General features: G+C 68.0%; 22 protein-coding genes and 1 tRNA gene. 10 read left to right on the top strand and 13 right to left on the bottom strand.

Translation table 11 applies throughout. The annotated features are described in order from the left end of the window. On the bottom strand, positions 1 to 736 hold a 736-nt coding region (locus OXR08_RS08675), incomplete at its 3' end, for a 3-hydroxybutyrate dehydrogenase (RefSeq protein ID WP_267349358.1). A gap of 129 nt (positions 737 to 865) precedes the next feature. Here OXR08_RS08675 and OXR08_RS08680 point away from each other — a divergent pair. After that, positions 866 to 1768, top strand: a complete 903-nt coding sequence (locus OXR08_RS08680; RefSeq protein ID WP_267349324.1) for a neutral zinc metallopeptidase — start codon at positions 866 to 868, stop codon at positions 1766 to 1768. A 73-nt stretch (positions 1769 to 1841) separates the two neighbouring features. Here the strand turns inward: OXR08_RS08680 and OXR08_RS08685 are convergent, their stop codons facing one another. From OXR08_RS08685 to OXR08_RS08695, 3 genes are all read right to left on the bottom strand, one after another. Next, a complete protein-coding gene (locus tag OXR08_RS08685) occupies positions 1842 to 2294 on the bottom strand; it encodes a hypothetical protein (protein ID WP_267349325.1) in 453 nt (150 codons plus the stop codon). A gap of 112 nt (positions 2295 to 2406) precedes the next feature. Continuing rightward, positions 2407 to 3396 (bottom strand): NADP-dependent oxidoreductase, encoded by a 990-nt coding sequence (locus OXR08_RS08690; protein ID WP_267349326.1) that lies wholly within the window; start codon positions 3394 to 3396, stop codon positions 2407 to 2409. 146 nt (positions 3397 to 3542) lie between these two features. Further along, positions 3543 to 4751 carry a DUF2171 domain-containing protein gene (locus OXR08_RS08695; RefSeq protein WP_267349327.1) on the bottom strand — a complete coding sequence of 403 codons (1209 nt, stop codon included), beginning with the start codon at positions 4749 to 4751 and terminating at the stop codon, positions 3543 to 3545. Between the two features lie 258 nt (positions 4752 to 5009). Between OXR08_RS08695 and OXR08_RS08700 the strand changes: the two genes are divergently transcribed. The 4 genes from OXR08_RS08700 to OXR08_RS08715 all read left to right on the top strand — a co-directional run bounded on the left by OXR08_RS08700 (position 5010) and on the right by OXR08_RS08715 (position 7311). Next, positions 5010 to 5085 (top strand) — tRNA-Ala (locus OXR08_RS08700). A 101-nt stretch (positions 5086 to 5186) separates the two neighbouring features. After that, positions 5187 to 5903 carry an NUDIX domain-containing protein gene (locus OXR08_RS08705; protein WP_267349328.1) on the top strand — a complete coding sequence of 239 codons (717 nt, stop codon included), beginning with the start codon at positions 5187 to 5189 and terminating at the stop codon, positions 5901 to 5903. Next, the gene (locus tag OXR08_RS08710) at positions 5903 to 6634 is read left to right on the top strand and encodes an extensin family protein (protein ID WP_267349329.1); all 732 of its coding nucleotides are present in this window, start codon (positions 5903 to 5905) and stop codon (positions 6632 to 6634) included. Before OXR08_RS08705 ends, OXR08_RS08710 begins: the two co-directional genes overlap by 1 nt. Positions 6635 to 6648: 14 nt before the next feature. After that, the gene (locus tag OXR08_RS08715) at positions 6649 to 7311 is read left to right on the top strand and encodes an HAD-IA family hydrolase (protein ID WP_267349330.1); all 663 of its coding nucleotides are present in this window, start codon (positions 6649 to 6651) and stop codon (positions 7309 to 7311) included. 41 nt (positions 7312 to 7352) lie between these two features. On the opposite strand, the gene OXR08_RS08720 is transcribed toward OXR08_RS08715, so the two are convergent. The 4 genes from OXR08_RS08720 to OXR08_RS08735 form a co-directional block, all read right to left on the bottom strand. Further along, positions 7353 to 7907, bottom strand: a complete 555-nt coding sequence (locus OXR08_RS08720; protein ID WP_267349359.1) for a hypothetical protein — start codon at positions 7905 to 7907, stop codon at positions 7353 to 7355. Between the two features lie 197 nt (positions 7908 to 8104). Beyond that, the gene (locus tag OXR08_RS08725; protein ID WP_240313443.1) at positions 8105 to 8365 is read right to left on the bottom strand and encodes a hypothetical protein; all 261 of its coding nucleotides are present in this window, start codon (positions 8363 to 8365) and stop codon (positions 8105 to 8107) included. A gap of 74 nt (positions 8366 to 8439) precedes the next feature. Then, complete coding sequence (locus OXR08_RS08730) at positions 8440 to 9219, bottom strand: transglutaminase family protein (protein ID WP_267349331.1); 780 nt, start codon at positions 9217 to 9219, stop codon at positions 8440 to 8442. 73 nt (positions 9220 to 9292) lie between these two features. Then, on the bottom strand, positions 9293 to 10042 hold the full coding sequence (locus OXR08_RS08735) for a Bax inhibitor-1/YccA family protein (protein WP_112382197.1): 750 nt from the start codon (positions 10040 to 10042) through the stop codon (positions 9293 to 9295). A 185-nt stretch (positions 10043 to 10227) separates the two neighbouring features. Here OXR08_RS08735 and thpR point away from each other — a divergent pair, with 185 nt between their 5' ends. Next, a complete protein-coding gene (thpR, locus tag OXR08_RS08740) occupies positions 10228 to 10827 on the top strand; it encodes an RNA 2',3'-cyclic phosphodiesterase (protein WP_267349332.1) in 600 nt (199 codons plus the stop codon). A gap of 4 nt (positions 10828 to 10831) precedes the next feature. Continuing rightward, complete coding sequence (locus OXR08_RS08745) at positions 10832 to 11362, top strand: superoxide dismutase family protein (RefSeq protein ID WP_112382195.1); 531 nt, start codon at positions 10832 to 10834, stop codon at positions 11360 to 11362. A 114-nt stretch (positions 11363 to 11476) separates the two neighbouring features. Here OXR08_RS08745 and OXR08_RS08750 read toward each other — a convergent pair whose 3' ends face one another. Together OXR08_RS08750 and OXR08_RS08755 are read right to left on the bottom strand one after the other, a co-directional pair. After that, positions 11477 to 12223, bottom strand: coding sequence for a hypothetical protein (locus tag OXR08_RS08750; RefSeq protein ID WP_149682055.1), 747 nt, complete (start codon positions 12221 to 12223; stop codon positions 11477 to 11479). Further along, the gene (locus tag OXR08_RS08755; RefSeq protein WP_267349333.1) at positions 12223 to 13431 is read right to left on the bottom strand and encodes a TIGR04063 family PEP-CTERM/XrtA system glycosyltransferase; all 1209 of its coding nucleotides are present in this window, start codon (positions 13429 to 13431) and stop codon (positions 12223 to 12225) included. Before OXR08_RS08755 ends, OXR08_RS08750 begins: the two co-directional genes overlap by 1 nt. A 125-nt stretch (positions 13432 to 13556) precedes the next feature. Here OXR08_RS08755 and OXR08_RS08760 point away from each other — a divergent pair, with 125 nt between their 5' ends. The 3 genes from OXR08_RS08760 to OXR08_RS08770 are packed head-to-tail and all read left to right on the top strand — an operon-like array spanning position 13557 to position 16793. Next, positions 13557 to 13700: a hypothetical protein gene (locus OXR08_RS08760; RefSeq protein ID WP_267349334.1), complete on the top strand. Its 144-nt coding sequence runs from the start codon at positions 13557 to 13559 to the stop codon at positions 13698 to 13700. Further along, entirely contained in the window at positions 13693 to 15045 is a 1353-nt protein-coding gene (locus tag OXR08_RS08765) for a putative O-glycosylation ligase, exosortase A system-associated (protein WP_267349335.1), read from the top strand. Before OXR08_RS08760 ends, OXR08_RS08765 begins: the two co-directional genes overlap by 8 nt. Positions 15046 to 15050: 5 nt before the next feature. Further along, complete coding sequence (locus OXR08_RS08770; RefSeq protein ID WP_267349336.1) at positions 15051 to 16793, top strand: hypothetical protein; 1743 nt, start codon at positions 15051 to 15053, stop codon at positions 16791 to 16793. Positions 16794 to 16799: 6 nt separating this feature from the next. Here OXR08_RS08770 and OXR08_RS08775 read toward each other — a convergent pair whose 3' ends face one another. The 3 genes from OXR08_RS08775 to OXR08_RS08785 form a co-directional block, all read right to left on the bottom strand. Continuing rightward, entirely contained in the window at positions 16800 to 17288 is a 489-nt protein-coding gene (locus OXR08_RS08775; protein WP_267349337.1) for a DUF6438 domain-containing protein, read from the bottom strand. Positions 17289 to 17367: 79 nt separating this feature from the next. After that, entirely contained in the window at positions 17368 to 18294 is a 927-nt protein-coding gene (locus OXR08_RS08780; protein WP_267349338.1) for a right-handed parallel beta-helix repeat-containing protein, read from the bottom strand. 92 nt (positions 18295 to 18386) lie between these two features. Continuing rightward, complete coding sequence (locus OXR08_RS08785; protein WP_112382188.1) at positions 18387 to 18947, bottom strand: type 1 glutamine amidotransferase domain-containing protein; 561 nt, start codon at positions 18945 to 18947, stop codon at positions 18387 to 18389. Positions 18948 to 19043 lie beyond the last annotated feature (96 nt).

Below are 19043 nucleotides of genomic sequence, written 5' to 3' on the forward strand. Positions count from 1 at the left end.
AACGCGCCTCGTCCCGGCACAGAAATAGCGCCATCGCCGCCACCTCCTCACAGGTCACGAACTGCTTGGTCGGCTGCGCGGCCAGCAGCACGTCGTTGATCACCTGATCGCGGCTCAGCTTGCGCGCGGTCATCGTGTCGGGGATCTGCTGCTCGACCAGCGGCGTCCAGACATAGCCCGGCGAGATGCAGTTCACGGTGATCCCGTCCGTCGCCACCTCCAGCGCCACCGTCTTGGTGATCCCCACCACGCCGTGCTTGGCCGCGACATAGGCCGACTTGTTGGGGCTGGCGACCTGGCTGTGCGCCGACGCGGTGGAGATGATCCGCCCCCAGCCCTTGGCCCGCATGTGCGGCACCGCCGCACGCATCATGTGCCACGCCGCCGACAGGTTGATCGCGATGATCGCGTCGAACTTGTCGACCGGAAACGTGCCGATCGGCGCGACATGCTGGATGCCGGCATTGTTGACGATGATGTCGCACGATCCCGTCTCGGCCACCGCCTGCTCGACCATCGCCGCGATCTCGTCGGGCTGGCGCATGTCGGCGGGCACGTACAGCGCCGCTGCCCCGCTCGCCTCCGCCAGCCGGGCGCGCTTCTCCTCGATCGCCTCCGCCTCGCCAAAGCCGTTGATGACCACCGACGCGCCCGCCTTGGCCAGCACCTCGGCAATCGCAAAGCCGATCCCCGAGGTCGATCCGGTCACGATCGCCGTCTTGCCCTGCAGGAACATGCTCATCCCCCTCACCCTTGCCTTGTGTTCGCCATCAGCATGACGCGAACCCGTCGCCCCGTGCAACCGTCGAGGCCGGTCGGGGGTTCATCACGCCAACGCAACTTTCGCCAGGGAAGAGGGGCGCCCATGCGGCTCGACGATTATGACAACGACATCAATGTCGGTGAGGCGCAGGGTGGCGGCGGATTCGGCGGCGGTGGCGGCGGTCTGCTGTTCGGCCTGTTGCCGCTGATCGGCAGCCGCTTCGGCTGCGGCGGCATCGTCGTCGTGCTGATCATCCTCGCCGTTCTCGGGCTGAACCCGCTCAACCTGCTTGGCGGCGGCGGCGGTCAGGTCGGCACGCCGGTCAGCCGCGGCCCTTCCACCGGTACCGACGTCCGCCAGGTCTGCGACGCCACCCCGGCCAGGCGGGAGACGTGCCAGGCCTACAGCAATGCGCAGAACACCTGGGAACAGATCTTCGCGCAATCGGGCCAGCGGTTCGAGGCGCCGATGCTGCGCTTCTACACCGGTTCCGGCCAGTCCGGCTGCGGCGCGGCACAGTCCGCGATGGGGCCGTTCTACTGCCCATCGGACAACGGCATCTATCTCGACGCCAGCTTCTTCGACGAACTCGCCAACCGCTTCGGCGCCCAGGGTGATTTCGCGCGCTATTATGTGATCGCGCACGAATTCGGCCATCACATCCAGCATCTGCTCGGCACCTCGACCGAGGTCAGCCGGGCGCAGGCCAGTGCCGGCCGCGCGGAGGGCAACGCCCTGTCCGTCCGCCTGGAGCTACAGGCCGATTGCTATGCCGGCGTCTGGGCCGCCCGCAACCGCAACCGCCTGGAACCCGGTGATATCGAAGAAGGCATGACCGCCGCCCGCGCGATCGGCGACGACACGCTGCAACGCGAAGCCGGCGGTCGCGTGGTCCCCGACAGCTTCACCCATGGCACCTCCGAACAGCGGATGCGCTGGCTGCGCCGTGGCCTGGAAACCGGCGACCCGGCGCAATGCAATACCTTCGACGCCGCGATCGGCTAGAACCGATCGGCCAGAACAGGGCATCGGGGGCGGTGACTTCACTGCCCCTGACGCCGCGGAGCCAACCGCCGGATCAGAAAGGATGGATCGATCGGCGCCGGCGGTCCGACCGATCGAACGGATAATGCCGCTGCCGGTCGGTGCCGCTCGGGCGCCAAAGGCCCACCTCCAGCGTCTGCCACCCTGACGGCATCGCATGATAGCCGTTGATCGACCAGAAAACCCGGCTCGGCATCACCGCGGGAGGATCGGTCACGCGCGTGCCCGGCGCGCCCTGCGGGATCGTCCGGGGGAGCGGCGCACTTTCCACCACGTCATTCGCCGGTATGGCGAGCACCGGTGCCTCCAACGGCGTCACCTTCTCGACCGCGGCGGCCCAACGCGCCTGATGCTCCGCTGCCTTCTCACGCCGCCATGCATCGCGGCGCCTTTCGCGCCGGCCGCGGACGAAGTTGGAAACGGCGGCACCACTGCCCGCAAGCAGCGTGCCGCCCAAGACGATCTCGACAATCACGATCAAACCCACCCACCCGATTACTCCGGACGGGTATATCAATTTGGATAGCTGCGAACCTGCGTTGTTTTACAATTAATCAAAAGGTTCCCTGCCATCTCAAACTTATCCGGCCAAGATCCTGTCACAGCTTCACAAGCATCTTTCCGGTGTTACCCCCGGAAAACAGGGCCAAAAATGCCTCCGGCGTGACCTCAAGTCCTTCAAAAACCGTTTCCTGCCGCTGCAAGGCGCCGTTCTTCACCAGATCACCCATCTCGGCATAGAATTCACCGGCGCGATCCAAATAGTCGCTGACGATAAATCCCTGCATTCTCACGCGCTTGCCGATCATCTGCGCCAGATGCCGGAGGCTGGTCGGCTTTGCCTCGTTATATACCTCGATCATTCCGCAAATCGCGAAACGCGCGCGCGGACGGGCATGGGCCAGCGCCGCATCCAGATGGTCGCCGCCGACATTGTCGAAATACACGTCGATCCCCTTGGGCGCGGCCTCGCCCAGCGCCTCGGCGATCGGACGCCCCGACTTGTAGTCGACCACCGCGTCCGCGCCGATCTCGCGCACCCATGCGCATTTTTCCGCGCCGCCGGCCGATCCGATCACGGTCATGCCCTTGGCCTTGGCCAGTTGTACCACCGTCGATCCGACGGCCCCGGCCGCGGCGGAGACGAACACCGTGTCGCCGGCCCTGGCCTCGGCCACGGCCAGCAGGCCGAAATAGCCCGTCATCCCCGGCATGCCGAGCTGCCCCAGGAACGCCTGCGGCGCGACATCGATCGGCGGCAGCGCCTGTACCTGATCGGCAGGCAACACCGCCTCGTCCCGCCATCCGGCCATGTGGCTGACCATCGTCCCGACCGGCACGGCATCGGCCCGGCTTTCCACCACTTCACCCAGTGCATGGCCCTGCATCGGCTGCCCCAGCTGGAACGGCGGGACATAGCTTTTCACGTCGTTCATCCGGCCGCGCATATAGGGGTCGACCGACAGCCAACGATTGGCGACGCGCACCTGCCCTTCCTCCAGGCTACCCGATTCCTGCTCGACCAGCGCGAAATCGCTGGCCTTGGGCAATCCCTTGGGCCGGTTCGTCAGCGTCCATGCCTGTGCCATCGCGGTGTCTCTCCTGCTTGTTTCTGCGCGGCGATCATGCCGCGCGCCCTGCCAAATCGAAAAGGCCAAATCAAAAAGGCCCGGGCATGCGGCCCGGGCCTTTTCCTTGAACTTCCGGCGGCGCACCGCCGGGTCACCTCACCGGATCAATAGGTCCCGGAAAAGCTCTTGTTCAGCCCGTGCGAACCGTCCTGTCCGGCCTGGCCCGACTGGCCGGCCTGATTCGCCTGACCGGTCTGGTTCGACTGCCCGGCCTGACCCGTCTGGCTCCTATGGTTGGACTGGCCGGTCTGGTCGCGCCGCCCGTCCGGGCGATCACCGAACAGCGCCTGTGCGTCTTCCTCGTCGCGCCAATGCTTCTTGGCCTCGTCCGCGGTCTTCGCCAGCGTCACCTTGGTGTCCACGGTCTGCAACCAGCGCGACGGGATGGAGTGGTGACGACCACCCGCATCGCTGTCGTTCTTGGTCAGCAGGATGCGGTCGCCACGAACCTTGTCGACCGTGCCGACATGCGTCCCGTCGGAGCCGACCACGTCCATATGCTCGGTCACGTTGTTCAGCAGGTCGCGCTGCCCCTGGCGCTGGGTGCGCCACGTGCCGAACTCGTTCTCGAACTTGGAGCGGTTCTCGCTGCGATACTCGTCATAGTCGCGGTCGAGTGCCGCGATCTGGCCGGAGCGCCAGCTGTGATAATCATTGTCGCGCTCGGCATAATAACGCTCGTCATAGCGCGAATCGGCCTCGCGCCGACGCTCGGCTTCCTCGTCGCCGAACCACGAGCGGACCTCGTCCCCGGCACGCGCCATGAAACCGCGCTCCTCATAGTCATAGCCCTGCGGCTGACGCCCGTAATCCTGCGAGGAACGGCCGCCGCCACGATGATCCTGCTGCTCGCGATAGCGCGAGTCCTGGCCGTATCCACCGCCGCGATAGTCGCTGCGCGCCGGACCGTAATCCTCGCCGGCGAAGCGACGATGCCCGTCACCACGCGAGCCCTCGTCGCGCACGCCGTAGCGTTCGTGATTGCGATAGCCGCCATATTCGCCGCCGCGGCCATAGCCGCGCTCGCCGCCACCGAATCGGCTGCCCTGATAGTCCTGACCCCGGTAATCCTGGCCCCGATAGTCCTGGCTGCGGTAATCCTGGCCCTGTCCGTATCCGCGGTCACGCTGGGCATAACGCTGATGCCCGTAATCGCGCGTGCCATAGCCGCGGCGCTCGTCGTCGAACGACCCGGCGGCATCATAATCACGCGCGCTGGAATAGGTGTAATCACGACCCGATCCATAGTCGCGACCATAGTCGAAATCGCGGTCGTCCCGGTTACCGCTCCGCGAATTGCGATCGTACGGCATGGTATCCTCCTGATGTTCGGTCCTACGGCATCCGCCGTGCTGTGACGGCCCGGTCGGATATTCCAGGTTGAACAAGGGTCGAGGCGAATGATGGTTCCCGCCGGCCCGGACGAGCCGGTCGCCTCCCGCGACTAAATCTGGATCAATGCCGCCCGCCGGCGGTGCAGCCGAAAATACCGGGTGGGTGAAACCGCTGTTGCATCGCCCGATCGGCCTCGCTAAGGGCGTCACTTCCAGCCCTCGGGGCCGGACCGGGGCGGGGCCGTAGCTCAGATGGGAGAGCGCTGCAATCGCACTGCAGAGGTCAGGGGTTCGATTCCCCTCGGCTCCACCACCCCGCCCTTTCCGACATCGTCCGCATCGAACCGCCCCGGCACGGGACCCGCGCCCCCGATCCGCCACCTCGCGCGTTCCCCTGTCATGCCTCCTTCTGCGATGCCTGATGCCATCCCGGCCGCTACCCTGATCCTGATGCGCGACCGCCCTGATGCGGCGCCCGAAATCCTGATGGTAGAGCGGGCCGCGGCACTCGCCTTTGCCGGCGGCGCCCTGGTGTTCCCCGGCGGCCGCATCGATCCCGCCGACCACGCGCGCGCCGATGGTCACGGCCTTCCCGTCGACGACGCCGCCGCACGCATCGCCGCCATTCGGGAGACGATCGAGGAAGTGGGCATCGCTGTCGGCCTGGATGCAGCACCCGGCGCCGTGTCCGACCGGGCCGCACTTGCCGGGTCGTTCAGAGCGGCGACACTCGATCTTGCCGCGTTGATCCCCTTTGCCCGCTGGCGCCCGGATCATGCGGTGCCGCGCATCTTCGACACGCGCTTCTATCTCGCCCGCCTGCCCGCCGATGCCCCCGCGCCGAAACCGGATGGCGGGGAAACCGTGCGGGCTTTCTGGACGACGGCACAGGCCGTGCTCGACGCCGCCGATGCCGGTCGGGCCATGCTCATCTACCCCACCCGCCGCACGCTGGAGCGTCTTGCCCGCTTCGCCGATTTCGCGGACGCTGCCGCCGACGCGGCCCGTCATCCCGTCCGCACGATCACGCCCTTTGTCGATCACCGCGCCGACGGCGACTGGCTCTGCATCCCGGAGGATTGCGGTTATCCGGTCACCGCGGAACGCCTCGCCGCGGCGACCCGCGGCTGATGCGGACGCTGCGCCGAACGATCGCCGCGCTGGTCATCGGCGCCGTCGTCGCGGCGCTGCTGTTCGTTGCCTGGGGAACAATGCGGGGCCGCCCGCAGGATCTGCCCTGGACCCCGCTCGATCTCGGCGCGCCGGTCGGGCTGTTCACCGGCCGCAAGCTGACCGCATTGGGCAGCGATTTTCCGCAATGCCGGCGCCTGCTCGACAAGGCCGGGGTTCGCTACACGGTTTTGCCCCCGCGACGGGACAGCGCGCAATGCGGCTATGACGATGCCGTCCGCCTGACCGGTACGGGCGCGCAGCGTATCGGCTATCGTCCCGCCGGGCTCGGCATCGCCTGTCCGGTCGCCGCAGCCCTGTCGCTCTGGGAATGGACCGTGGTCCAGCCTGCCGCCCAGAAGCGTTTTGGCAGTCGCGTCACCGCCATCGACCATTTCGGCAGCTACAACTGCCGCCGCATCTCCGGGCGCGACAGCGGCACCTGGAGCGAGCATGCCACCGCCGACGCGGTCGATATCGCCGGCTTCCGCCTGGCAGACGGGCGGCGCATCACCGTCGCACGCGACTGGACCGGCGGGGCGGACAATGCCGCGTTTCTGCGCGAGGTACGCGACGGCGCCTGCCGGCTGTTCGCCACGACGCTGTCACCCGACTATAACGCGGCCCATGCCGATCATCTTCACCTCGACCAGGCCGATCGCGGCACCGCCGGCTGGCGGGCATGTCGCTGACTGAAAGCTCTTTTATGCCCCAATCACGCAGCTACGCCGCCTTCCTCTTCGACATGGACGGCACCCTTCTGAACAGCATCCCCTCCGCCATCCGCGCCTGGACCCGCTTCGCACAGCGCCACGACCTGCCGGTCGAACACGTCCTCTCCATCATGCACGGCGTCCGCGCCATCGAAACGATCCGGCGCCTGGCACCGGCCGGCGTCGATCCGGTGGCGGAGGCCGAGGCGCTGACCCAAGACGAGATTGCCGATGTCGGCGATGTGGTGGAGATCCCCGGTGCTGCGGCGATGCTGGCGACGCTGCCGCCGGAACGGTGGGCGCTGGTCACCTCCGCGCCGCGCGCACTGGCGCGCGCCCGCCTTGCCGCCGCCGGCCTGCCCTTCCCCGCCCACAGCGTCACGGCGGATGATGTCTCGCGCGGCAAGCCCGCTCCGGACGCCTTCCTTCTCGGTGCCCGGCGCCTCGGGGTCGACCCGGCCGATTGTCTGGTCTGGGAGGATACCATCGCCGGCATCACCGCGGCCGAGGCTGCGGGTGCCGACGTGATCGCGGTCACCGCCACCCATGCCGCGCCGATGGCGACCCCCCATGCCACCATCACGGACTATCGGACGCTGTCGGTAATCCAGGATGCCGATGGCAGGCTGATGCTGCGGTTCGACTCCGAGACGTAAGGCGTGGAGGGCGCGGTCGAGCCATGACCGGGCCCGCCACCTCAATTCGCCAGCGACGTCCCCGAATCCACCTTTTCCACCCAATGCGGGAAAAAGGCCGGCTGGCGGTTCGACCAGCCCGATGCGGTCGCCGCCGCCTCGCTGATCGACTGGAGCAGCTTGCGCCGCAGTTCGGGGTTGAGATGCGGCAACGCCGCCGCCGCGCAAAAGGCCGCGGGCAGCCATGGCCGTACCTCGGCCCCGATCAGCCGCTCGTACAGGAAGCGGAATGCCGCAAAGCTGGTCAGCCGCCCCTGCCCCAGATCGAACGCCGCCAGCGTGATGAGCGGCGCCAGAAACGGCTCGGCCGCCTCCAGTCCGCTGTCGCCCGGAATGCCGCGGCGGAGCTCCGGCAATACGTTGTAGAGCCGCGCCTGCGCCCGGATGCTCGCGGCCTCCACCACGTCGCGCGACCAGCGTAGCATGGCGTCCTCGCGGTCCAGCCCGATGTCCAGCGAGCGGCGGATATAGCGCTGGGTCGCCGCGCCGAAGCCGGCGAATTCCTTCATCTCGGCCAGCGTCATTGCGCCTTCCGCCGGTCTCATTCTCGATCCCATGTGCATCACCCCGCCCGCTCGCTCATCGACCGGATGATGATGCACCAGGATGGTTAACATGATCCTGAACGGCCACCACCGGCCTTGTCATTAAAGGATCATGGAACGCGCTGCGTCGCAACAAAGATTGCGACGAACCGAAGCCCGCCGCAATCCCCGAAGCCTGTGATGATGCCAAAGGGCAACAATCCGTTGCGTCAGCCGTCCTTCAGGCGGCGTTCCGCTTCTTCGTCATAGCCCGACGAGGGTGCCGGACCGTGATTGTGGACCGGCTGGGTCGAGGAGGGCGGATCGCTGGCATCCATCGACTCGTCCAGCCCGGCGTCGAGCCGGGCATCCCGGCTTTCCGGGTCGCGCGCCAGCCGCTTGCCGATCGAACGATCGCGCCCGGCATCCTGCCGTTCGTTGCGACCCTCGTTGTTGCTGCCGCTGTTGGATTCGGTGTCGTCGCTGCTCATGGCACACTCCCCATGTGAATACTCGTGTCGCAGGGAGAACGATCAAGCCCAACCGCCGTTCCTCCTGATACGGATCAGCAAAGTTCGCGCACGCTCACCGACTGGCCATACATCACCGCCTCGCCCCAGATCGTCATGAAGGCGATATCCGTCGCATCCCGCCCGACCGCGACGCGCGCAATATCCCGGCACGACGCCATGCCGGTGGGGTCGACCAGGCGCCATGCACCGTCCAGCCACAGCTCGGCCACCGCATGGAAGTCGGGCGGATCGACGCCGGGCGCATAGGCCGAGACGCAACGCGCCGGAATCGCCGCCGCCCGTGCCAGCGCCACCAGCAGATGGGCATAGTCCCGGCACACACCGGCGCGCATCGCAAAGGTGTCCAGTGCCGTGGTCACCCCGCTGCTCGCCCCCGCCCGGTAGCGCAGGGACGCGCACACCCAATCGGCCAGCGCCTGCGCCAGCGCTCCGCCAGACAGCCCGGCGAATTCGGCCCGGACAAAGCCTTCGAACCGGTCGGACGGACAATATCGGCTCGGCATCAGATAGGCGACCACCGCACCGGGCAGTGAGCGGACCGGGGTCGCGCCGTAGTCTGCCAGCACCACCGCCGGCCGCTCCACCTGCACCACCGCGCGATATTCGGCGACCAGCCGCCCCTCGCCGCGTGCCCAGCATCGCTGCCCGATCCCGTCCTCGCCCGGCACCGCGGCGATCGCGGTATCGGACCAGAGGATGAGCGACTCCTGCTCGATACGCTGATCGGCCATCGCGGCGGCCTCCACCTGCAACAGCACATCCGCCGGCTCGGCAAAGCCGTAGTCGAGCCGCACTTCGATCGACAGCCGCATCGCCCACCCCCAAAAAGAAAGGGCCCGCCGGGGTCGTCCCGACGGGCCCTGATCGCTCCGTTATTCCCTGGCGTCAGTCGCGATTGCCACCGAACAGGCGCAGGATGAACAGGAACATGTTGATGAAGTCCAGATACAGGCTCAGCGCCGACATGATGACCACCCGGCCCTGCATGTCCGTGCCGCGGACCTGATAATACATCTCCTTGGTCCGCTGCGTGTCATAGGCGGTCAGCCCTGCGAACAGCAGGACGCCGACCGCGCTGATCACCATGCCCATCGGGCCCGACTGCAGGAACATGTTGATGATGCTGGCGACGAGCAGGCCGACGACACCGATGATCAGGAAGGTGCCGAACACCGACAGGTCACGCTTGGTGGTGTAGCCATACAGGCTCAACGCCGCGAAACCGGCCGCGGTGGCGAAGAACGCCTGCGCGATCGCCAGCGGGCTGTAGACCAGGAAGATCGTGGACAGCGACAGGCCCATCACGATCGCGAAGGCCCAGAACAGCATCTGCATCGTCGAGGTCTTCATCCGCATCTGGCCGAAGCTCAACGCGAACACGAAGCCCAGCGGCGCGAACATGATGACGTATTTCAGCAGCCCGCCGCCCATGAACACCTGCGCGGCCGGGCTCGATGCACCGCCCCACGCGAACAGCAGCGCGACGATACCCGTCAGCAGCACGCCGGAGGACATGTAGTTGTAAACGGACAGCATGTACGAGCGCAGACCCGCGTCGACCGCGGTAGAGCCCGTCTTGTTGGCGGTGGTTCCGAACGGCGCGGCGCTCGGCCGTGGATCAGACCAGTTAGCCATGGTGAAATTCGCTCCTTTGCCCGGCCATATGCCGGGTGTTCGAAATATCGCTCTGACGACGACTCTTTTCAAGCCACCCGGTTCCGCCCCGCGTCCCAGACATGTTTTGTAACAGCCCGCCCGATTGATGCCCCGGATCGCCGGTTCGGATCGACGACCATGCGGATCGCGCCTACAGTTGCGCCATGCCCCGCCTCTTCGTCGCCCTGCGCCCGCCCCCCGCCATTCGCGACCGGCTGATCGACGTGATGGACGGCGTGCCCCATGCCCGGTGGCAGGAGGACGAGCAGCTTCACTGCACCCTGCGCTTCATCGGCGAGGTCGAGCGGCCGGTGGCGGAGGACATCGCCGCCGCGCTGGCGCAGGTCCATGCGCCCGTGCCGGTGGTATCGCTGGCCGGCGTCGGTGCGTTCGACCATCGCGGCCGCGTCGACACGCTCTGGGCGGGGCTGCACCCGGTGGATGCGCTCGCCCATCTCCATCGCAAGGTCGATCAGGCCTGTGTGCGGGCCGGGTTGCCCCCCGAACGGCGCGCCTATCGCCCGCACATCACGGTGGCGCGCCTGTCCCGCTCCGCCGGCACCGCGCCCGAGATCGCCGGCTGGCAGGCCCGCCACCTCGCCTTGTCCAGCGCCCCCTTCCCCCTCCCCCACCTCATCCTCTACCAGAGCCACCTGACCGCCCACGCCGCCCACTACGAACCCGTCGCCCGCTGGCCGCTGGAACCGGGCGAGGATTCAAGCGGTTCGCACGATGGATCACCGACAAACGATATCAGGGAGTGACAGGATGAAGACGCTTTCCATCGCCACCACCACGCTGCTGCTGACGCTTGCCGCCTGCAACGACGATCTGAAGACGGGCGCCCCCGTGCCGGAGGGCCGCTCGGCGACCGCCATGCTGCGCACCGCCGCCGGGGCCGATGCCGGCCGCGCCACCGCGACCGAGGTTGCCGACGGCATCCGCATCACGGTGGACGCCAGCAACATACCCGCCGGCACGCACGGCACCCATGTCCACACCACCGGCCGCTGCGACGCGCCCGACTTCACCACCGCCGGCGGTCACTGGAACCCCACCGAGCGCAAGCACGGCACGATGAACCCGCAGGGGCCGCATCAGGGCGACCTGCCCAACATGATCGTCGGCACCGACGGCCGCGGCACCATCGCCCTCACCGTTCCGGGTGCGACGCTCGCCTCGCTGCTCGATGCTGATGGCGCCGCGATGGTCGTCCACGCGGCCGCCGACGACCTGAAGACCGACCCATCGGGCAACAGCGGCGGCCGCATCGCCTGCGGCGTGTTCCAGCCCGCCTGATCCGCGGCAAGCTGCGCGGGAGCGGGATGACATCGGATCGATCCATCCCCTCCCCTGCGTGTCGAGTAGTTGCCGCTACCCGACGCGCACGGATCAAGATGATGGCATCACCCTTTAATTGATCGATCGCCCCCGGCGCAGCGTGCCGCGCTCCAGCCGGTCGAGCAGCGAATCGATGCTCGGCGGCTCGGCCTCGTCGTCGATCCGCGGTTCGGCCGCGATCGGCATCGGCGAAGCATCCTCCTCCACCCGGCGGATGGGGGTCACCGCAAAGGTCTCGATGCGCTCGATCTCCTCGGCCGAGGGGAAGGTCGCGACCTCGCCCGGCGGATCGATCCGGATGGTCGATCCCACCGAACCGGCCGGCGACAGCGGCCGGACCGGTTCGCGCGGCACCGCCAGGATCGCGGATGGATCGAACGCGGCAAGCGGCTGATCCAGATCCTCGGGCAGTGTCCGTTCCTCGGGCGGCGGCGCAGGCACGACCGGCACCTCCAGTTCGGCCGCATTCAGCGGCCGGCGCGGCGGCGCATCCGGATGCGCGTCGGCCCGGCGGATTTCGGGCAGGTCCTCGTCGCTGCGGCGCGCGCGCGGCGCCAGCAGCCCGCCCGTGCCCCATAACAGAAACAGGGCGGACCAGACGATCGCCGCCGCACACCCGCCGCCGACCAGCGCCAGCAACAGCCGTGCGGTCGATCCCAGCGGCGGGTTCGCCGCGGGCACCAGTGCCGCGATCCCGGTCTGGCGCACCCAGCTTTCCAGCGCCTCGGCCGGCGAGGTGAAGACCAGCGCCAGCACCGCCAGCCCGGCGGCCAGGCCACCGGCGATCGGCAGATATCGGGTGGGGGCGGTGGCAGCCATCAGTGATCCATCGGCGCGGCATCGATCAGCCGCTGATAGACAGGGGCATAGCGCGCAATATTTGACGACCAGTTACGCTCGTCTTCCACGAACTTGCGCCCCTTGTTCCGTCGTTCGTCCCATTGCCCGCGATCGTCCAGCAGCGTCGCCAGCGCATCCGCCAGCGCCGCCGGATCGTCGGGCGGGAACAGCGTGCCCGTCTCGCCATCGCGAATCAACTCGCGATGTCCCCCCACGTCCGATGCCGCGACCAGCCGCCGCTGCGCCATCGCCTCCAGCGGCTTCAACGGGGTGACCAGATCGGTCAGCCGCATCCGCTTGCGCGGATAGGCCAATATGTCGACCAGGCTGTAATATCGCTCCACCTGGTCATGCGGCACACGGCCGACGAAGCGGATCGCCGCGGCCACCGGCGACGCCACCGCCTGCGCGCGAAGCGCCGCCTCCATCGGCCCGCCGCCGACCATCAGCAACCGGGCCAGCGGCCGCGCCGCCACCAGCCGCGGCATCGCCGCGATCAGGTCGTCCAGCCCTTCATAATCATAGAAGCTGCCGATGAAGCCGATCACCTCGCCGCCCTCCAGACCCAGTTCCGCCGCCAGCGCCGCGTCCCGCGGCACCGGCGTGCCGAACAGGCCGAGGTCGACGCCATTGGGCGAGACGGTCAGCTTGGCCGGGTCGATCCCCCGTCCGATCAGGTCGGTCTTCAGCCCTTCGCAGATCACCGCCACCGCATTGGCCCGGCGACAGGCCCATGTTTCCATCGCACGCGTGGCGCGGTAGCGCGCCGATCCTTCGCGCCCCGTGCCGTTGCCGACCGCCGCATCCTCCCAGAAGGCGCGAATCTCGTACACCAGCGGCAATTTGCGCCGCCGTGCGACGATCAGCGCGGCCAGGGCATCCAGCACTGGCGAATGGGCGTGCAGGATGTCGGGCCGAAACGCATCCACCGCCGCCTCGATCCGGCCGGCATAGCGCGCCACGCCGCCGATCTCGCCGCGCCATCCCGCCGGCACCGGCCCTGCGGTGCGGTGAAAGGTCAGGCCGTCCACCGCTTCCACCGCCTGCGCGCTCGTGCCCTGGCGCGGGCCGGTCACCGCCGCGACCTGCCACCCGCGCGCTTCCTGGGCCTTCAGGATCGCGCGGGTGCGGAAGGTGTATCCGCTTTGCAGCGGCAGGCCATGGTCCAGTATGTGCAGGATACGCATGATGGCCTTGTGAACGTCCCTGCCTTAACGCCGCGTCAATCCCGCCGGGCCTACGGGATGTCGCAACAAGGACCGTATGGGGCGGGTCATGAGGGCGGAGCAACAGGCATGACGGGGGGTAGGCGATGATCGACAATTTCGCGCTTGGTCTCACCCACGGCCTGATGCTGCTGGCGGCGTGGATGCTCCTCAAGCGCCCCGATCTCGACCGCGAGGATGATGCGGGCGGTCCGCCTGCCCGGTTCAAGCGACGACGCCCGCGTGCGTGATCTCGTCTTTATCGCATTTCTGGCGGCGCTGTTCGGCTTCGGGCTGAAACGGCCGTTCCTGCTCGTCCTCGTCTATATCTATATCGACATCGTCTCGCCGCAGCGGCTGACCTATTATCTGCTCAACGCGGTGCCGATCTCGCTGATCGCGGTGCTCGCCGCGGTCGGCGGCTGGGCCCTGACCGACGACAAGCGGGGCCTGCGCATCGCGCCCCGCCAGATCCTGATCGGGCTGCTGCTCGTCTATTGCGGCATCACCACGCGCTTCGCCGATTTCCCCATCGAGGCGGCCGACAAATGGGACTGGGTGTGGAAGGCGCTGGCATTCGGCGCGTTTCTGCCGTTCACGCTGCGCACCCGGCTCAGGATCGAGGCGCTGTTGCTGTTCATGACGCTGTCGGCCGGGTCGATCATCATCGTCGGCGGGATCAAGACGCTGGCGTCGGGCGGCGGCTATGGCGAGCTGAACCTGATGGTGACCAACAATACCGGGCTGTACGAGGGCAGCATCATCTCGGCGGTGGCGGTCACGATGATCCCGATCATCCTGTGGCTGGCGAAATACGGCACCATCTTCCGGCCCGACTGGCGGGTGCGCGGCTTTGCCTGGGCGCTGGTCTTTGCCTGCCTGTTGATCCCGGTCGGCACCTCGGCGCGCACGGGCCTGCTCTGCATCGGCCTGCTCGCGGTCCTGATGCTGCGCGACGTGAAGCGGCGCCTGCTCTATCTGGCCGCGCTCGGTGTCGCAGGGCTGATCGCCACCCCGCTGCTGCCCTCTTCCTATACGGAGCGGATGGGTACGATCAAAACCTATCAGGGCGACGAATCCGCCTCCACCCGGCTCGCCGTCTGGGCATGGACCTGGGATTACGCCAAGTCGCACCCCCTGGGCGGCGGCTTCAACGCCTATCTGCAGAACCGGGTGAGCTACGAACTGGTCGAGACCTCGGGCACCGCGGCCAACACGCAAACCGACCGCCGCCGCGCGCAGGACAAGGCCCGCGCCTATCACAGCAGCTATTTCGAGGTGCTGGGCGAACAGGGCTGGCCCGGCGTCATCCTGTGGCTGTCGATCAATATCGGGGGACTGATCCGCATGGAAATCCTACGCCGCCGCCACCGCTCGGAGGACGATCCCCTGCGCTGGGGCGGCGCGCTCGCCGGCGCGCTCCAGCACGCCCACCTCATCTATCTGCTCGGCGCCGCCTTTGTCGGCATCGCCTTCAACCCCTTCATCTACCAGTTGATCGGCGCACAGATCGGCCTGGACACCTATCTCACCGCCAGACGCAGCGCCGCCACCAAACGCAACTTCGCGCGCCACGCCGCAGCAGCGGCTGCCTGATCCCCATGGCCGGACTGTTCCTCCACGCCCAGGGCGCCCACGGCCTCGTCGCCGACCCGCACGCCGCCGCCACCGCGCAGTTCACCGCGCTCGGCTTTACGCATCCCCACCACTTCGCCTTTCCCGGCTGGCACGGCCTCCACGTTCCCTACATCCTCGGCGGCCCCGACACCCTGCTGGTCGACGGCCCCGACATGGTCGCGGTCGCAGGCACCCTCGCCTTCGACGGACAGCTCGGGCGCGACGCCCTGCGCGCCCTGCTCGCCGCGTTCGAGCCTCCGCGGCTCGACTGGTCGCGGCTTGCCGGGCAGTTCGCGGTACTGATCCGCAAGCGCGGGCGCAGCTTCCTGTTCACCGACTGGTTCGGCGCCTTTCAGCTTTTCCATGACGAGGGCGGCCAGGTCTTCTCGACCTCGCTTCTCGCCGCGCTGGACGTGCAGCAGCGCGTGCGCTTCTCCTCCCAAGGGCTTTACGAATACGCCTTCAACGTCACGCCCATCGGCGACGACACCGTGTTCGAGGGGCTGCGCACGCTGGGGCCCGACCGCATCGTCGAGCTGCTGCCCGACGGCATCCGCTACCACCCGGTCACACGCACGCTGCCCGGCATCGATCCGGCCCGCGCGCTGCCCGACCGGATCGCCTCGGCTAGGGCGCGGCTCCATGCCGTTGTCGCGCCGCATGTCGCGGCGTTCGACCGCATCAACAGCCCGCTGTCCGGCGGCCTCGATTCGCGCCTGCTCCTTGCCGCCCTGCGCGAGGCCGGCGCCCGGCCCGACCTCTACGTCTATGGCCCGCCGGGCAGCGAGGACGTCGCCGTCGCGCAGGCGATCGGCCGTGCAGAGGGCGTGCCCGTCGCCTGGATCAACAAGGCCGACACCCATATCGCGCCCGACGCCTTTGCCGACCATGTCGCGCGCGAGTTCCATGTCTGGGACGGCCTGCCCAATTACGGCAACATCTTCGACGGCGGCGGCAACACCGCCGCGGCCCATGCCCGCCACGCGGACGGCGCGCTGGCCGCCTCGGGCGGCTGCGGAGAAATCTTTCGCGATTTCTTCTATCTGCCCGACCGCGCGATGACCGCCGATTCGGTGGCCGCCACCTTCTTCGCCCGCTTCCTCGCCTCCGACGCGAGCCCGCGCTTCGACCCGCACGCCTTTCTCGACCGCATCGCCGCCAAGATCGCCTCCGCGATCGCCATGCCCCGCCACGCCCGCATTCCCCGCGACCGCATCGAACACATCTACCCCGCCGTCCGCTGCCGCGCCCTGTTCGGCCGCGAGATCAGCACCGAGGCGCGGTTCGGTGCCTATCTGATGCCGTTTCTGGACCACGGCGTCGTCGCCGATGCGATGACGCTGCCCCTGGCCCTGAAGCGTGCCGGCCGGTTCGAGGCGCAACTGATCGCCGCGATCGACCCCGGCCTTGCCGCGCATCCCTCGGCCTATGGCCATGACTTTTCCGGCCCGCCCTCGACCCGGCACCGCTTTTCCGAATGGCAGTCGCGCATCCGCCCACCCTGGCTGCGCCGGCAAAGCTATGCGCTGCGCCGCCGCCTCGCCGCGCAGGGTGACGAGCATGGCGGCCTGCTCGCCCCCGAATATATGCACCGGGTGATCGATCCCGATTTCCCCGTCATGCGCCGCTGGTTCGAAATGGACCGCGTCGCCGACAGCGGACTGTGGCGCCGGCTGGCGTGCCTGGAATATCTCGGCCAGTGGCTTGGCAGCCGACTGGCCGAGTAAGCCGGATCAGCGGCCGATCCACCCGCCAAGGCCCAGCATCGCCGGCACGCCGTCCATGACCTTGTTCAACGCCCGGTTCGTCGGCGATATGCAGCCGCGATCGTGCGTCAGCACCGTCTCGCGCCCATCGTCCCCGATCCAGGCGATGCGATAGCCCTGCTGGTCGCTCACCTGCTGCTCGCATCGGGTCTGCGCGGTGACCCCGGTCATCGGACGATAGGGGGCCAAAGCGGCGGCAAGGCGGCGATAGGCGGCGACGCCCGCCTGTCGTTCCTGCGGCCCCTTGGCGGCGACATGCTCCTGCCCGTCGAACGTCACCTGCCCGTTCGGCAACACCGTCACCGCATAGACCGGGCACGTCCCGTAGCAGGGCGACACGCTGTAGCGGATCGTCTCACCCGTTGCAGCCGCGGCCCCGTCCGCCGCGCTATCCGTCATCGTCGTGCAGCCGGCCAGCACCGCGGTCAGTGCGATCAGGCTCAAAGTCTTCGTCATGCGTCATGTCTCCCGTGCAATCGATGACAGGACGAAGCCGCCGACCTCCAGCCTTTATCCCCCAGCCCTTATCTCGGCGTCACCAGCGCCTTGCGGTCAGGCTGATCCCCGCACCCAGCCGGTTGCCGCGCAGCACCAGCGCCTCGCCGGACCAGTTGCCGACCAGCACCGGCTTGTACGTCACCCCCGGCGCCAGCGTGGCGATGTTGTTCTCGACCACCAGCCCGGTCGAATCGTTCTTCGCCCCCTCGGGCGCGACGGTGATCAGCGTGGAATGATTGTCCTTGTTGCGCCCCACCACGAAGGTGTTGCCCGCAATCCGCCCCTGTGCGCCGTTGGACAGGTCGATCATGTAGTTGGTCGCCTGCCCGCGCGTATCGTCGAAGCTGCTGTCGGTCACCGTGATCCGCTTGGCGCGGCTTTTCAGATAATGACCGCCCGTGCCCCGCTCGAACCGGCTGGCGTTGACGGTCAGCGCGCCATAACCGCCGATATAGATGCCATGCGCACCGTTACCGGTCGGGTCCTTGCCCAGCCCGGCAAAGGTCGAATGATCGATGGTGACCGTGCCGGCGGGATCGTCGGCGGACAGGATGCCCGACTGGCTGTCCAGGAACATCGCGTTCTCGACCGTCAGCGGGCCTTTTTCCAGACGGATGCCCGCGCCATTGCCGTCCGCCACCTCCAGATGGGAGAACACGATACCCTCGACACGCGCACCGCGCCCGCGCAGCACCAGCGCCGCCTTGTCCTCGCAGGTGACGCGCGTGAACACCACCCGGCCCGGCACCGCCGCGACATAGGCTATGCGGCCCGCATCCTGCACCGCGCATTCGCGGTAGGTGCCCGGCGCGATGCGGATGGTCCCCTCGCCATCGCCGATCGCGCCCACCGCCTCCTGCAACGTCGCAAAGCCGCGGTTGCCGACGGTAAACGGCGCGCCACTCCCCTGTGCCACCGCCGGGCCGGCGATCAGGATCAGGGCAAGGGGAAGCATGAATCGCATCGCGGACTCTCCGACCGGGGGAATGTGCCCGCGATGCCATAGCGGGGCCGCCGACGCGACGGCGGCCCCGCTCATCCGCGTCCCGTTCCGGGTCAGGCCGGCTCGTCGGCCAGTTCCTCGACCAGCGCATCAATGATCGCCTGGTTGAAGGCGGGAATGTCATCCGGCTTGCGGCTGGTGATCAGGTTGCCGTCGACCACGACTTCCTCGTCCACCACATCGGCGCCGGCATTTTCCAGGTCGGTGCGGATCGAAGGGAAGCTGGTCAGCCGCCGGCCATCCACCACGTCCGCCTCCGCCAGCAGCCAGGGGCCGTGGCAGATCGCGGCGACGATCTTGTCGTCCTCCATGAACTCGGTGACGATCTCCACCGCACGCTCGTTCAGGCGCAGCTTGTCCGGGTTGCAGGTGCCGCCCGGCAGCACCAACGCGTCATAATCGTCGGTGTCGACCTCGTCGACGGTCAGGTCCGGCGTCGCGGTCTCCGCCTTGTTCAGATCCTGCTCCATGCCCTGGATCGGGTCGCGCTTCAGCGAAGCGAGGCTCACCTTGGCGCCCGCCGCCTCCAGCGCCTTGCGCGGTTCGAACAGTTCGACGGTCTCGAACCCGTCTGCCGCCAGCATCAGGACGCGGGCTTGGGATAGATCGGCCATGACAATTCTCCATGGGAGGAAGGGGTATCGGTGAAGGGGAACGCCGCCTCAACCCGCCGCCCCCTGCCCCCGTTCCGGAACGAAGCGACCGCCGGC

The organism is Sphingomonas sp. GM_Shp_2 (genome assembly GCF_026540875.1).
Lineage (GTDB): Bacteria > Pseudomonadota > Alphaproteobacteria > Sphingomonadales > Sphingomonadaceae > Sphingomonas > Sphingomonas carotinifaciens.

What these genes read in the sequence shown, in the direction of transcription:
- OXR08_RS08745 (WP_112382195.1), top strand. Translation starts at nt 10,832, where the DNA reads ATGAAGACGCTTTCCATCGCCACCACCACGCTGCTGCTGACGCTTGCC.
- OXR08_RS08720 (WP_267349359.1), bottom strand. Translation starts at nt 7,907, where the DNA reads ATGGGATCGAGAATGAGACCGGCGGAAGGCGCAATGACGCTGGCCGAG.
- OXR08_RS08755 (WP_267349333.1), bottom strand. Translation starts at nt 13,431, where the DNA reads ATGCGTATCCTGCACATACTGGACCATGGCCTGCCGCTGCAAAGCGGA.
- OXR08_RS08710 (WP_267349329.1), top strand. Translation starts at nt 5,903, where the DNA reads ATGCGGACGCTGCGCCGAACGATCGCCGCGCTGGTCATCGGCGCCGTC.
- OXR08_RS08695 (WP_267349327.1), bottom strand. Translation starts at nt 4,751, where the DNA reads ATGCCGTACGATCGCAATTCGCGGAGCGGTAACCGGGACGACCGCGAT.
- OXR08_RS08750 (WP_149682055.1), bottom strand. Translation starts at nt 12,223, where the DNA reads ATGGCTGCCACCGCCCCCACCCGATATCTGCCGATCGCCGGTGGCCTG.
- OXR08_RS08735 (WP_112382197.1), bottom strand. Translation starts at nt 10,042, where the DNA reads ATGGCTAACTGGTCTGATCCACGGCCGAGCGCCGCGCCGTTCGGAACC.
- OXR08_RS08780 (WP_267349338.1), bottom strand. Translation starts at nt 18,294, where the DNA reads ATGCGATTCATGCTTCCCCTTGCCCTGATCCTGATCGCCGGCCCGGCG.
- thpR (WP_267349332.1), top strand. Translation starts at nt 10,228, where the DNA reads ATGCCCCGCCTCTTCGTCGCCCTGCGCCCGCCCCCCGCCATTCGCGAC.
- OXR08_RS08760 (WP_267349334.1), top strand. Translation starts at nt 13,557, where the DNA reads ATGATCGACAATTTCGCGCTTGGTCTCACCCACGGCCTGATGCTGCTG.
- OXR08_RS08690 (WP_267349326.1), bottom strand. Translation starts at nt 3,396, where the DNA reads ATGGCACAGGCATGGACGCTGACGAACCGGCCCAAGGGATTGCCCAAG.
- OXR08_RS08785 (WP_112382188.1), bottom strand. Translation starts at nt 18,947, where the DNA reads ATGGCCGATCTATCCCAAGCCCGCGTCCTGATGCTGGCGGCAGACGGG.
- OXR08_RS08725 (WP_240313443.1), bottom strand. Translation starts at nt 8,365, where the DNA reads ATGAGCAGCGACGACACCGAATCCAACAGCGGCAGCAACAACGAGGGT.
- OXR08_RS08715 (WP_267349330.1), top strand. Translation starts at nt 6,649, where the DNA reads ATGCCCCAATCACGCAGCTACGCCGCCTTCCTCTTCGACATGGACGGC.
- OXR08_RS08730 (WP_267349331.1), bottom strand. Translation starts at nt 9,219, where the DNA reads ATGCGGCTGTCGATCGAAGTGCGGCTCGACTACGGCTTTGCCGAGCCG.
- OXR08_RS08680 (WP_267349324.1), top strand. Translation starts at nt 866, where the DNA reads ATGCGGCTCGACGATTATGACAACGACATCAATGTCGGTGAGGCGCAG.
- OXR08_RS08775 (WP_267349337.1), bottom strand. Translation starts at nt 17,288, where the DNA reads ATGACGAAGACTTTGAGCCTGATCGCACTGACCGCGGTGCTGGCCGGC.
- OXR08_RS08770 (WP_267349336.1), top strand. Translation starts at nt 15,051, where the DNA reads ATGGCCGGACTGTTCCTCCACGCCCAGGGCGCCCACGGCCTCGTCGCC.
- OXR08_RS08705 (WP_267349328.1), top strand. Translation starts at nt 5,187, where the DNA reads ATGCCTGATGCCATCCCGGCCGCTACCCTGATCCTGATGCGCGACCGC.